The sequence below is a fragment of the uncultured Eudoraea sp. genome (genome assembly GCF_947490415.1).
Taxonomy (GTDB): Bacteria; Bacteroidota; Bacteroidia; order Flavobacteriales; family Flavobacteriaceae; genus Eudoraea.
On the sequence record NZ_CANLGX010000001.1, the window covers coordinates 369,974 to 384,025 of the forward strand.

A 14,052-nucleotide genomic window follows, 5' to 3' on the forward strand; every position below is an offset into this window, starting at 1 on the left:
TAATTAAAATTTATGAAAAGAAAATTATACACAGCTCTGTTATCACTCCTGGCTTTTGTGGTAGCGAGCGGGCAAGAAGTAATCTATGAAGAATATGACCTGGAAAACGGGCTGCATGTTATTCTTCATCAGGATAATACGGCTCCGGTGGTAACCACATCTGTGATGTACCATGTTGGAGGCAAGGACCGAACTGAAGGTCGCACTGGATTTGCCCATCTCTTTGAACATCTGCTAACGACCGAAGGAACAAAAAATATGAAACGGGGTGATGGATTTAAGATTGTTCGTGCCAATGGAGGCCAGAATAATGCCAATACTTCTCAGGACAGAACCTATTACTATGAAGTGTTTCCATCAAATAGTTTAAAATTGGGATTGTGGATGGAATCAGAACGCATGCTACATCCTATTATAGATCAAATAGGTTTAGATACTCAACAAGAAGTGGTAAAAGAGGAGAAGAGGCTGAGCGTTGACAATTCACCATATGGACAATTACTTTCTGTCTTAGGAAAAAGCCTTTTTAAGGTTCATCCTTATAAGGATCCAAATATTGGGTATATGGAAGATCTGGATGCGGCCACAATTGAAGATGTGAAAGCATATCATAAAAAGTACTATGCCCCTAATAATGCCGTGCTAGTGATAGCTGGAGATATTGATATAACTCAAACAAAGAAGCTGATTAGAGATTATTTTTCGGATATCCCGAAAGGTGAAACAATAGTGAGGAATTATCCCAAAGAAGAACCTATTGTTGAAGAAGTGCAAACCCAGGCTTATGACCCTAATATCCAAATACCGGCATCACTTATTGCTTATCGCACTCCGGGATTTACTCAAAGGGATGCTTATGTTCTGGACATGATCTCAACCTACCTCAGCGATGGTAAAAGTTCCAAATTGTACAAAAAAATGGTTGACGAGCAGAAACAAGCTTTACAGGTAGGTGCTCTTAAAATTCCTCAGGAGGATTACGGGATGTACTTAGTTTATGCACTTCCTGTTGGGGAAACTAGTCTCAAAGTATTGGTCACCGAAATGGAAGAAGAAATTGCTAAGGTTCGTGAAGAAATTATTTCTGAAAATGACTTTCAAAAACTGCAAAATAAATTCGAAAATAATTTTGTGAACTCTAATTCGAGTGTACAAGGTATCGCAAATTCTTTGGCGCGAAATTATATGTTGTATGGAGATACTGCATTAATAAACAAAGAAATTGACATTTACCGTTCAATTACACGGGAAGAAATCCAGGAAGTCGCTGAAAAATACCTAAAGACTAATCAAAGGGTAATCATCGATTACCTACCAGAAGAAAAAATTGACAATTAAGAAAATGAAAAAAATATATACAATATTTGTTTTGCTTTTTATGGCCATGACCATACAAGCTCAAGTAGACAGGACTGTAATTCCCAAACCAGGACCGGCACCTGAAATAAAACTGGAAGACCCACAACGTTTCGAACTACCTAACGGACTTAAAGTTTTGGTAGTAGAGAATCATAAACTGCCAAGGGTTTCCATTCAGCTCACTATAGACAATTCCCCGATTGCCGAAGGAGAAAAGGCAGGAGTTTCAAGTCTCACTTCAAGTTTATTAGGGAATGGATCCAAATCAATTTCCAAGAATGATTTTAATGAAGAGGTTGATTTTCTTGGAGCAACGTTAAATTTTGGTTCCCAAAGTGCCTATGCAAGTGGGTTGTCCAAATATTTTGCCAGAATCCTGGAACTTTTGGCTGATGCTGCTATTAACCCCAATTTTACCCAGGAAGAATTTGATAAGGAAAGAGATAGACTTATTACAGCTTTAAAGACAGAAGAAAAAGATGTTCCGGCAATTGCAAGCAGGGTACAACTTGCATTAGCTTATGGCAAAAATCATCCTTATGGTGAGTTTGCTACTGAAGAGACCGTAAATAATGTTACTCTGGCAGACGTGGAAAGGTTTTATCAGGAATTATTTGTTCCTGCCAATGCATATCTGGTGGTTATAGGGGATGTGAAATTTGATGAGGTAAAAGAATTAGTAACTAAAAATTTTGACGATTGGATTAAAGCATCGCCACCATCATTGGGATACTCGGAACCTTTAGACGCCCAATATACGCAGATAGACTTTGTCGATGTTCCCAATGCTGTGCAATCGGAGATAGCCATTCAAAACCTTGTAAACCTAAAAATGAATAGTGAGGATTATCTGGCAGCACTAATGGCCAATCGCATATTGGGTGGTGGACCTCAGGCTCGTATTTTTCAAAATCTCAGATCAGATAAAGGTTATACTTATGGCGCTTACTCAAGTATTGGTAATGATAAATACGCTCCTTCAAGATTCAGGGCAGCAACCAGTGTTCGCAACTCTGTAACGGATAGTTCTGTAGTAGAAATAATCAAAGAAATTGACAGGATAATAAAAGAACCTGTTACTGAAAATGAACTGAGGGATGCAAAAGCCCTATATGTGGGGAATTTTGTTTTGGCATTAGAGCAGCCTTCAACGATAGCCAGATATGCTCTAAATATTGAAACAGAAGGTTTACCCAATGATTTTTATAAGACGTATTTAGAACGCATAAATGCAATAACCGTTGATGAAGTGCAGAAAGCTGCTCAGAAATACTTCCATATAAATAATGCAAGGATTGTCGTAGCCGGTAAAGGAAGTGAAGTTTTAGAAAATCTGGAAAAAGTTACTTTTAATGGTAGAACCCTTCCTGTTAACTATTATGATAAATATGCTAAAGCTGTTAAAAAACCAAATTATGAAGTAATGCTCCCCGAAGGTGTTAACGTACAGAGTGTTTTAGACTCCTATTTTGAAGCAATCGGGGGAAAAGCAGCGGTTGACAGGATACAATCCTTAAAACTAGTCTACGAAGGGTCTGCCATGGGATCAACTATTAAAACTGAGGAAAAAAGGACGGCCGATAAATATGTACAAACTACCTTTATGAATGATGCCCCAATGATGGGCGTTATTGCAAAAGGAGATGAGTTATTTATGAAACAGGGCGGCAACAAAGTTCCTTTACCCCCAGAAATGCAGCGAGATATGAAAACTGCAATTGGAATTTTTCCAGAACAGGGAATCGCATTAAGCCCTAAAGCAAAACTTACTGGTACAGAAGAAGTAGATGGTAAAACCGCCTACAAAATAGAAGTCCCGGGTGAAATTGTTCAGGCTACCTATTTTTATGATGTCGAATCAGGATTAAAGGTTAAAGAGTCCACTGTAATTACTATGGATGGCCAAACCCAAAACCAGGAAGTTAATTATAAAGACTATCAGGAAGTAGATGGAATTAAATTTCCTTCGGTTAAAGTGGGTTCGATGGGTCCACAAATGATTGAGACTAAATTACTTGAAGCGGTAATCAATGTGCAAGTAAATGAGGAAGATTTTAACTAAAATTACAAAACCGAATATAAGGGCACCTCAAATTTGAGGTGCTTTTTTTTTCTTGTTTACCAGGTATACCCCTACTAGAATAATGCCCCCAGTGAAAAATTGTCCCAATGTAAATTTTTCTCCATCAAGAACTCCCCAGAAAATCCCTACAACCGGTATTAAATAAGTAACAGAGACAGAAAAAACAGGGGATGATATATGAATTAGTTTATTAAACATTACTTTGGCAATACAGGTTCCAAGAACACATAGGACCACTATATATCCCAGTGAACTCAGGAAATTTTCACCTCCAGTTACTTTGGCCTCAAATATTCCGGAGAAAGGCAATATAATTAATGCAGGTACTAACATAATTGCGAAATTACCAACCGCTATGCCTAAAGGAGTTACATCATATAGCTTACTTTTTATAATATTTGCATTGAAAGCATAACAAATTGTTGCAAAAACAACTAAGCCGGCGTACCAATAATTCTGTTCCGGGTTAATTTCTGCACCTAAAGTAATAAGCAAGATTGCACCTGCCAATCCAATTATAACACCAAGAAGCTGATTGCTGTTAAAAGTGATCCGAAAAGCTAAATAACCAACAGCAATAGTAAAGAGAGGTACCAGGGAATTTAAAATTGAAGCAATGCTACTATCTATTTGAGTCTGAGCAAAAGCAAATAGAAAAACGGGGATAAAACTACCAACAATCCCAGATATGGCTATCCATTTCCACTGTTGTCTGGTTATCCCTCTAAGGGATTTTATTCCAATTATAAATAATAAGAGCGCAGCAATTATTATTCGTAGTACACCTAATTGAATCGGTGTAAAGCCTTCCAAACCCTTTTTAATTAGTATATAAGAAGTACCCCAGATAATGGAAAGAACTATGAGGTATAGCCATTTTCTGTTAAGGTCACTCATTACAATTTAAATTTGTTCAAAAGTCCTACTTTTTGATGGAATAAAGCCGTGGTTTTTCTTAATTTTACCCACTTAAAAACAAGTTATCATGAAAATAAAATATGTGTTTTTTACCGTCATGACTTTGGTCTTCTTTTTATCTTGTAAAGAAGAAGAAAAGAAACCTGAAACTCTTTCACAAATGAAAGAAGTTATGGCTATCCATGACGAGGTGATGCCTAAAATGGGGACAATTGGTAAGCTTGTTTCAGAACTCAAACCAAAAGTAGACTCCACAGAAAAGGGAATTGCATATGATAAGGCCATGAAAGATTTACAGGCAGCTCATAAATCTATGATGGATTGGATGAAAGGTTTTGGAGATCGCTTTACTTCAGATGAAATCCTCAATGACGCTGAACTTACCGAACAAAAACAAGAGTGGTTAAATGAGGAAGAAAAGAAGGTCAAAGCTTTAAAGTTACAGATCAATAACAGTATTGAAAATGCTGAAAAATTACTGGAATAGGCTTTAAAAAGGCAATTGATTCAAATCTACATTCCCTCCTGATATAATGATTCCTATTTGCTGGCCATGATAGTTATCCTTTTCGCGAATCAAAGCCGCAAGAGCAACCGCACTGGAAGGTTCTACTATGATCTTTAAACGTTCCCAGATTAGGCGCATTGCAATGACTATTTCATCTTCAGTGACACGTATGATATCGTGCACATGTTTTTTAATTATTGGAAAAGTTTTGTCTCCCAACACTGTTTTTAAACCATCAGCAATGGTATTTGTGGTACTATTTGATTCAATCTTACCACTATGGAATGATCGGTAAGCATCATCTGCCTCGTATGGTTCTCCACCAACAACTTTGCAATTATTGCCAAAATAATGTGCAGACAGTGCAGTACCTGCTATTAACCCGCCTCCACCTATAGGAGTAAATATGTAATCTAATTCGGGATAATCTTCCAACAATTCCATGGCAGCCGTACCTTGTCCGATTATTACATTCATATCATTAGAAGGGTGAATAAAAGTCGCCCCTGTTTCCCTTGCAATCTTGCCGGCCGCAAACGAACGAGACTCAATTGTTGGGTCACATTCTACAATATTACCACCGTATTGACTCACTGCAACTTTTTTGACTTTTGGCGCATTTGATGGCATTACTATATGTGCCTTCACATTAAGGCTTTGGGCTGCAAGTGAAAGTGCCTGTGCAAAATTTCCTGAAGAATGAGTAACTACACCTTTGGCTCTTTCTTCTTCTGATAACAACAATATTGCATTGGTCGCTCCTCTCATTTTATAAGCCCCCATTCGCTGAAAGTTCTCACATTTAAAGAATAATTCTGCTCCGGTAATATCGTTCATTAAACGGGATGTTAGTACCGGTGTACGATGTATATATGGCTTAATCCTTTTGTGGCAATCGAGAAGTTGTTTTCTGTACATAGATTACAAATCTTTTCATTAGCAGGCCCTAAGGTCTAATTTATTCTCTCCAGCGAAGTGATTCCATTATTTTCCTTATATCCTTTTGTAAATAAACTGCAGCGGGATAAATAGAATCATAATTGGGTTTCGCTCTAAAGTAAAGTGATCCTGTTACAAAATGTTGCGTACTGTCTGTTACATAAAATTGTGCTTGTGATGCGGCATCCCCCAATACTTCGTAGAACATACCATACACTCCGTCTTTTTCATTAACGAAAGGCTGTTCCGTAATGTTATCAGCCTTAACAACATGTTCATAAGACAGTTTTTGAGCATCTGCCAACAATTCTTCCAAATTATTGTCCACTTCTTTATAGGTTATAAAAATGGACCCTTTCATCAAAGGGTAATCCAGAGTAACTGAAAAGTTTTTATTTTTTTTTATTATCGCCTGGGAGTTATGCTCAAATTCGAATTTCTCTGTAACCAGATTTTCTAAGGGCGACTCAGGATATTCTAAACGAAGCATTGCCTTTGGTTTTGGTAGTACGTCATCACCACATGAAACCAAAAATGTGATGACTATTAGAACGATTAAATATGACTTAATATTCATGAGGTAAGGTAACTTTAATTTGCTTTAATCGTTTCTTATCAAGGCTCTCCACCAAAAACTGGTAGTCCATATAAGTTACAATTTCCCCTCGTTTAGGAAAACTTCCGGCTATTTCCAGCACAAATCCTGCTATTGTTTCAGATTCACCCTTTTGTACTTCAAAGTCCTCCTCATTTTTAATTTTTGTAACCCTGTAAAAGTCTTTCAAGGTTGTTTTACCTTCAAAAATATAAGTAAAGTCATCCAGTTTAGAAAAAATCAAATCTTCATCATCAAATTCATCCGAGATATCTCCAACAATTTCCTCAATTACATCTTCCAGAGTTACAATACCTGAAGTCCCTCCATATTCGTCTACAACAACTGCCAAGTGGTTCTTTTTATCCTGAAATTCTAAGAGAAGATCATCAAGCTTTTTATTTTCAGGTACAAAATATGGTTCTCTGATAAGCGTTAACCAATTAAAATTTTTCCTTTCTATATACGGGAGCAAATCCTTAACATATAGGACCCCCAATACATTATCCATATTTTCTGAAAATACCGGGATACGGGAATATCCATGATTCTTTATTTCTTCCAAAACATCTGTGAATTTCATTTCTTCACTTAGAGCGAAGATATCTAAACGTGGCCTCATCACTTGTTTTGTATCTGTATTGCCAAAAGAAACTATTCCCTTCAAAATCTTTTGCTCTTCCTTAGTGGTGTCACCTTCAGAAGTGAGTTCGAGAGCTTGTGAAAGGTGATCTACGCTTAGGCTAGATCTCTGCTTCCCTAATCTGTTATACAGAAAAATAGTTGCAGAACGCATTGGCGAGCTAAGCGGTGTAAAGAGGATATCAAGAATTTTCAAGGGGTAAGCCATAAACAGTGAAAACTGAAATTTATTTCTATTTGCATAAATCTTAGGAAGTATTTCGCCAAACATCAATATTAAAAAAGTAGCTACCAATACTTCCAGCAAAAAACGCACAGATATTAAACCAAATAACAGATAATTAATTTTCGAGAAAAGGGTATCACCTATGGAATTAAACAAAAGAACAATCCCAATATTAATAGCATTATTAGCAATCAGGATTGTTGCCAAAAGCTTTTTAGGACGTCCTAATAATTTTACTACTATCTTCCCTCTTGCAGTTTTCTTTTCCTCTATTTCGTTTAAATCGGATGGAGAGAGACCAAAAAAAGCAACTTCAGCCCCTGAAATAAGGGCAGAGCAAAGTAATAGCACCAATAGCATTACAATTTTTAATACAAAAGTGCTGTCAATTACCGCAAGATTTATAAATAAACTTAGGGGGTCAGGATCCAATAGTCAAAATTTACTTTTAGTTATTTAGAATGGTAAATCATCATCCTGTTCCTGCTCATTTACAGGTTGCACGTCCCTTGTGGAATCGGGTTCAGTTGTTCCTGACATTGGCTGTTTCTGTGGAATATTGGCTGTAACATTGGCCATGCTTTCCTTCTTAGTAGATAGAAAGGTAAAATCCTGAACATTAACCTCTGTAGTGTATCTGGTATTGCCGTCTTCTCCCTGCCATTGTCTGGTTTTTAATCTGCCCTCCACATATATTTTATCTCCTTTGCTAAGGTATTTTTCGCATATTTCTGCAGCTTTATTACGAACAACTATATTATGCCACTCTGTATTAGTAACCTTTTCGCCGGTTTGCTTATTAGTATAAGATTCATTGGTAGCGATAGGAAATCTACCTATACAGTTGCCACCATCAAAATAATGCATTTTTACTTCGTCTCCCAGATGCCCAATTAGCATCACCTTATTCAATGTTCCGCTCATAATATTTTAATTATATCAAAAGTACGACTTTTTGAGTGTATTTATAAATTCTGCAATTAAAACAGGTACAGGATATTTATCCAACTCCATAGGTGACAATCCATCTGCCAACCGGTCTGATGTTTTGACTATCCAAAACTTAGTATATAAGTGTTGATGGGACAATTTATGTACAATAGTTTTATCTGAAGACTCATATATCTGGTGGGGTTCCTCCAGTGTCAGAATTTCCGGTAATCTTTGTTTTACCTCTTTAACACTTATTTCCTCCTGGGTTTCTATTAGTGGAAACTCATATAAATTCTGCCAAATATCTTTACCCGATCTTTTTATAAGATGTGTATTTCTATTTTCATCCAGAACAACCAGATAATTAAAAAAACGCTTTTTTACTTTCGCCTTTTTTAGTTTTACCGGGTATTTATCAATACTATTTGTTTGAAGTGCCACACAAGTTTTATTTAATGGGCAGGATAAACAAAGAGGCTTTTTAGGAGTACACTGAATAGCACCAAACTCCATAATTCCCTGATTATAATCCCTTATGTTCTTTGCACTCAAAACTTTCCGGGCCAGATTTTTAAAATATGTTATTCCTTTTCCTTCATTTATTGGAATATCAACACCAAAATACCTTGCTAAAACCCTATAAACATTGCCATCTACAACCGGTTCGGGTTGGTTATAACTTATAGATGCTATGGCGCTTGCTGTATAATCTCCCACTCCTTTTAATTTCAATAATTCTTCATAAGAATCCGGAAAGTTCCCATTGTATTCTTCTACAATTTTTTTGGCAGTATAGTGCAGGTTTCTGGCACGGGAATAGTATCCAAGTCCCTGCCAAAGTTTTAGAACTTCTTCTTCACTGGCATCCGCCAATTCATAAACGGTTGGGAATTGTTCAATGAACTTAATATAATACGGCGTTCCTTGAGCCACTCTTGTTTGTTGCAACATTATTTCTGAAAGCCATATCCTGTATGGGTCGGTGGTATTCCTCCAGGGAAGTGACCTTTTGTTTTCAGAATACCAAAGAAGAATTTTTTTTGAAAACGTCATCACTTAAATACTAATGAGCAAAAGTAAGAGTTTATATACTTAAAATTAGTCGATTAAGATGAAAGAATGAATTTAATTTATATATTTGCAAGCTTGAAAAACTTACAGAAATCTAAAATACTAAAATGACGAAAGCGGACATTGTATCGAGAATCTCAGAAAAACTGGGCATAGAAAAAGGAGACGTACAAGCAACTGTTGAAAGTTTTATGGAAGAAGTAAAATCTTCCTTAGAAAATGGAGATAATGTTTATCTCAGAGGGTTTGGCAGTTTTATTATCAAAACAAGAGCAGAAAAAACAGGTAGAAATATTTCTAAAAATACTACTATCAAAATACCGGCTCACAATATTCCTGCATTTAAACCTGCAAAGGTCTTTGTAGAAGGAGTAAAAAGTAACGTACAAGTAAAATAATAACAGCAACAAAAAGTATATTTTCATGCCGAGTGGTAAAAAAAGAAAAAGACATAAGGTAGCTACCCACAAACGAAAAAAACGTAGGAGAGCTAACCGCCACAAGAAAAAGTAGTTATCTAACTACTTTTTCATTTTATACGTTCATTGACATAGAAATTCCAAAAAAGAATTTCAACGGGTTTATACAACCTGTTACAACTATTGTTTAATCCATTCGCCCTATTGTATAGGTGACGAATAAAAATTGAATCAGGTGAATAGAGAATTAATCGTAAGATCCAATTCTGATACCGTTGATTTTGCCTTATTAAATGATGGAAAACTCATAGAACTTCATAAAGATGAAGACGATAATAAATTCAATGTTGGTGATATATTAATCGCCAAAGTCAGGAAACCGGTTACCGGTCTCAATGCAGCTTTTGTTAACGTAGGTTACGAAAAAGATGCATTTTTACATTATCATGACCTTGGACCGCAATTATCCAGCATGTTGAAGTTTATTAAATTAGTGAGTACCGGGAAACTAAAAGATTTTTCCCTTAAAAATTTTCCATTTGAAAAAGATATTGATAAACATGGCAGCATTAATAATGTAATTAAAGCCAATCAGTCTCTTTTAGTGCAAATTGTTAAAGAACCCATTTCTACCAAGGGCCCCCGAATTAGTTCGGAACTTTCCATAGCCGGACGATATTTGGTTATGGTTCCTTTTTCAGATCGTGTTTCCGTATCACAAAAAATAGGAAGCAATGAGGAGAAAGACAGGCTGAAAAGGCTAGTAAAAAGTATTAAACCCAAAGGGTTTGGGGTAATTATAAGAACAGTTGCAGAAGGCAAAAAAGTAGCAGAATTAGACAAAGATCTTCAGAACTTGCTGAACAAGTGGACAGCAATGTGTAAGAAATTGTATAAAGCGCCGGCACCTTCCAAAGTTTTGGTTGAGCTGAATAGAGCTTCCTCAATATTGAGAGATGTTTTTAACGATTCCTTCAGCGGTATACACGTTGATGATGAGACGCTTTATGACCAGATTAAAGATTATGTGCAAGAGATTGCACCGAATAAAGAATCCATAGTTAAGTTGTATAATTCTTCTGTACCAATTTTTGAAAAATTTGGTATCGAAAGGCAGATCAAAACCTCCTTTGGACGCACAGCGTCTATGAGTAAAGGCGCCTATTTGGTGATAGAACATACCGAAGCTCTTCATGTAATTGACGTGAATAGCGGTAACCGCTCCAACAAAGCAAAAAATCAAGAAGATACTGCTTTGGAAGTGAACCTCCTGGCCGCCTCAGAAATTGCAAGACAATTACGTTTGCGAGATATGGGTGGTATCATTGTTGTCGATTTCATAGACATGGTAAAAGCCGATCACAGAAGAAAACTTTTTGATCACCTGAGGGATGAGATGAAAGAAGACAGAGCCAAACATAAAATATTGCCTCCCAGCAAGTTTGGTCTTATACAAATTACCAGGCAAAGGGTACGTCCCGAAGTAAATATTAAGACAACTGAGGTAAATCCCAGCGGCCTTGGCCAGGAAGTAGAGGCTCCAATTGTTTTAGTTGAAAAAATGAATGTAGATCTTGAAAGAATAATGAAAGGACCTGCAAGGGATAAAGGAATCGTGCTGAATACACATCCTTTTATTGCCGCATATTTGACTAAAGGATTCCCCTCTCATCGTTCCAAATGGTTTATGGAATATAAAAAATGGATAAAAATTCAGCCAAGAGATGCTTATACATATCTCGAATACCATTTTAAAGATAAAGATGGCAAAACTATTAGATAAAAAAAGCGACTTCCTAAACGGAGTCGCTTTTTTTTTTGCCCTATAGAGAACCGCATCAAAAAAACTAATTATCAATAATATGTTTCCCCCCTATAATTTAAAAATCTGTTCGACTGAATTATAACCGTTATTCATAAATTTGTTGTTAATAGGCTTTAGTCAAAACCAAAAACATGAAAAATCCAACCAGTATAATTTTGCTGCTATTATTACTGATTACTTCTTGTACCCACTCTCCTGACAATGACGATTTTTCGGAAATAATTAAAGACAGCCCCTTTATAAATGGTAAAATTGACTATTTAAATTCTCCCTATGTTACAGCCGGGGATAGGGTATATATGGTGGGTCACCAAAATGGGTCATTCCCTGATTTAGGGTGGCATGTTAAAGGCGAAATGGGCGGTATCTGGGATCACCCGATAAAATTAATGGACGGGTTTGAGGTAACGCTGGATTGGCGAGATCAAAGTTTAAAATTGGATTCAGCAACTTCTTTTGTCAACTATCCATATGCCAATAAACATACCTATAATCTTAGTGAAAATAATCTACAAATTGAACGCTTTCAATTTGTGCCTGATGGCAAGGAAGGGCTTCTGATTCAATATAAATTGAAAAACCTATCAGAAAAAACACAAAATTTTGACTTTATATTCAGCGGATTTTCCGATTTAAGACCTGTTTGGCTCGGAGAGCGAACAGGGATGATAGATAGTGAAGACAAGGCAGAATTTCTAAAGAATTCCAGCGCATGGCTAATAAAGGACAATAAAAATCCATGGTATGTGATTTTCGGCTCACATATGCAACCATCTGAATACAGTTTTGAAAAAAGTATTCATCATGGCCTGGGGGTATCAGGTAATTTGACTTATAAAATTTCCCTGGAACCCAATGAAATTAAAATAATAAATTTTACCATAGCCGGTTCTTATCAATCCAAAAAACAAGCATTAACTACTTATGATTCCATTCAAAATAAAAGTACCTATTACCTTACATCAAAAAAACAACGGTATAGTCAATTAGCAGAACAATCCAAGCTGACAATTCCCGACAAGGATTTGCAAAAGGCATTTGAATGGCTAAAATATAATTGTGATTGGTTAATTAGGGATGTTCCTGAAATTGGAAGAGGAATAACTGCAGGAATTCCTGATTATCCATGGTGGTTTGGGATAGATAGTGAATATGCCTTACAAGGTTATATGGCTATTGGGCAAACAGATATCGTTTATCAAACAATTCATCTCCTGGATAGTGTTTCCAAAGCAGTTAATGGCAATGGCAGAATCCTTCATGAAATGTCTACAAATGGTGCTGTCTTTAACAAGGGAAATATTAACGAAACTCCGCAGTTTGCATCATTAATATGGCAGATATATCTATGGAACGGAGATTTACAATTTTTGGAAAAGTATTTTCCAACAGTTAAGAAAGGACTACAGTGGTTGATGTCTGAAAATGATTCTAACAAAAATCTTTTCCCCGATGGTTTCGGTATGATGGAAATACACGGCCTTGATAGTGAAATGATAGATGTAGCTGTTTATACCCAAAGAGCTTTTGCTGATGCTTCTAAAATGGCTAAAGAACTAAGAGAGGATTCATTAGCCTCTGATTATGGGAAAATAGCGCACACTTTAAAAGACAAAATTAATATAGACTTTTGGTCTGAAGATTTTAACTCTTATGCAGACTTTATTGGAACAGATAAACAGGCTTTACATTTAATAGATGATGCAATAATAAGAGCAGATACCTTAAACAAGCCGTGGGCAATTGAGGAATTGGAAGAGACTAAAAAATCTATTATCAGGAACCCTTCCAATGAACTAAGGCCATTTGTTCTGCATCATAACTGGGTGGTAAATACGCCAATGGAAATGAAAATTGCAGAGAATGATAAAGCAATTAAAGCGCTTCAAACATCTGAGAATTTTGTAAATCCTTTCGGTGTTTTTGTAACAGGTATAGACAGAGATGCTTCCGCAGGTTCTGATGACGGTTCCTTTAAAGGAAGTAAAACCTTTTCATATACAGGTGCAGTAATGACCCTTCCAACCGGTGTTCTGGCAATTGCAGAAAATAATTATGGAAGGCCCAATAATGCATTGAATTATCTTAAAAGGATGACCCGTACATTTAGTTATGCCCTTCCAGGAAGTATTTATGAGGTATCCCCAGATTATGGAATGATTACTCAAGCCTGGAATATCTATAGTTTTGCAATTCCAATAATTCATCAATTTTTCGGCTTCAGACCCACGGCATCAGAAAAAAAGGTACAGATTAAGCTTCAAATGCCCGATGAATGGAACTCAGCTACTTTAGAAAATGTGATTATCGCAGAAAACAAAATTTCTGTTTTCTTTGAGAAAAAAGATAAAATAACCACAGTAAAAGTAACTCAAACCGAAAATGACTGGACTTTGGAAATAGTGCTTCCAAAAATAGAAAATGGAAATTACGAGATAGTAAAAGGTAATGCAGAAATAACCACAACTGAAAATCAAATATTCTATCTTTCCAAAGACCCGGTTATTGTAGTTAAAACAGCCTCTGAATAATAA

At 36.2% G+C, this 14,052-nt stretch carries 12 protein-coding genes; 6 read left to right on the forward strand and 6 right to left on the reverse strand.

Features of this window, described 5'->3' with window-relative positions:
- The first annotated feature begins 12 nt into the window (after positions 1-12).
- A complete protein-coding gene (locus Q0874_RS01615; RefSeq protein ID WP_299158527.1) occupies positions 13-1,338 on the forward strand; it encodes a pitrilysin family protein in 1,326 nt (441 codons plus the stop codon).
- 4 nt (positions 1,339-1,342) lie between these two features.
- Positions 1,343-3,421, forward strand: a complete 2,079-nt coding sequence (locus Q0874_RS01620; RefSeq protein WP_299158530.1) for a pitrilysin family protein — start codon at positions 1,343-1,345, stop codon at positions 3,419-3,421.
- Positions 3,422-3,448: 27 nt separating this feature from the next.
- On the opposite strand, the gene Q0874_RS01625 is transcribed toward Q0874_RS01620, so the two are convergent.
- Positions 3,449-4,339: an EamA family transporter gene (locus tag Q0874_RS01625; RefSeq protein WP_299158533.1), complete on the reverse strand. Its 891-nt coding sequence runs from the start codon at positions 4,337-4,339 to the stop codon at positions 3,449-3,451.
- Positions 4,340-4,427: 88 nt separating this feature from the next.
- Here Q0874_RS01625 and Q0874_RS01630 point away from each other — a divergent pair, with 88 nt between their 5' ends.
- On the forward strand, positions 4,428-4,847 hold the full coding sequence (locus tag Q0874_RS01630; protein WP_299158536.1) for a hypothetical protein: 420 nt from the start codon (positions 4,428-4,430) through the stop codon (positions 4,845-4,847).
- Between the two features lie 3 nt (positions 4,848-4,850).
- On the opposite strand, the gene Q0874_RS01635 is transcribed toward Q0874_RS01630, so the two are convergent.
- From Q0874_RS01635 to mutY, 5 genes are read right to left on the reverse strand one after another with little or no spacing between them, the layout of a single operon-like run.
- Positions 4,851-5,786: a pyridoxal-phosphate dependent enzyme gene (locus Q0874_RS01635; protein ID WP_299158539.1), complete on the reverse strand. Its 936-nt coding sequence runs from the start codon at positions 5,784-5,786 to the stop codon at positions 4,851-4,853.
- A 40-nt stretch (positions 5,787-5,826) separates the two neighbouring features.
- On the reverse strand, positions 5,827-6,384 hold the full coding sequence (gldD, locus tag Q0874_RS01640) for a gliding motility lipoprotein GldD (RefSeq protein WP_299158542.1): 558 nt from the start codon (positions 6,382-6,384) through the stop codon (positions 5,827-5,829).
- Positions 6,374-7,702, reverse strand: coding sequence for a gliding motility-associated protein GldE (locus Q0874_RS01645; protein WP_299158545.1), 1,329 nt, complete (start codon positions 7,700-7,702; stop codon positions 6,374-6,376). The genes gldD and Q0874_RS01645 overlap by 11 nt, the downstream gene beginning before the upstream one ends.
- Before the next feature lie 24 nt (positions 7,703-7,726).
- Positions 7,727-8,194 carry a single-stranded DNA-binding protein gene (locus Q0874_RS01650; protein WP_299158548.1) on the reverse strand — a complete coding sequence of 156 codons (468 nt, stop codon included), beginning with the start codon at positions 8,192-8,194 and terminating at the stop codon, positions 7,727-7,729.
- A 15-nt stretch (positions 8,195-8,209) separates the two neighbouring features.
- Complete coding sequence (gene mutY / locus Q0874_RS01655) at positions 8,210-9,256, reverse strand: A/G-specific adenine glycosylase (protein ID WP_299158550.1); 1,047 nt, start codon at positions 9,254-9,256, stop codon at positions 8,210-8,212.
- A 125-nt stretch (positions 9,257-9,381) separates the two neighbouring features.
- Between mutY and Q0874_RS01660 the strand changes: the two genes are divergently transcribed.
- From Q0874_RS01660 to Q0874_RS01670, 3 genes are all read left to right on the forward strand, one after another.
- Positions 9,382-9,672, forward strand: coding sequence for an HU family DNA-binding protein (locus tag Q0874_RS01660; RefSeq protein WP_019669139.1), 291 nt, complete (start codon positions 9,382-9,384; stop codon positions 9,670-9,672).
- A 256-nt stretch (positions 9,673-9,928) separates the two neighbouring features.
- Positions 9,929-11,476 carry a ribonuclease E/G gene (locus Q0874_RS01665; protein ID WP_299158556.1) on the forward strand — a complete coding sequence of 516 codons (1,548 nt, stop codon included), beginning with the start codon at positions 9,929-9,931 and terminating at the stop codon, positions 11,474-11,476.
- A 173-nt stretch (positions 11,477-11,649) separates the two neighbouring features.
- Positions 11,650-14,049, forward strand: coding sequence for a glycogen debranching protein (locus Q0874_RS01670; protein ID WP_299158559.1), 2,400 nt, complete (start codon positions 11,650-11,652; stop codon positions 14,047-14,049).
- Positions 14,050-14,052: the final 3 nt, after the last annotated feature.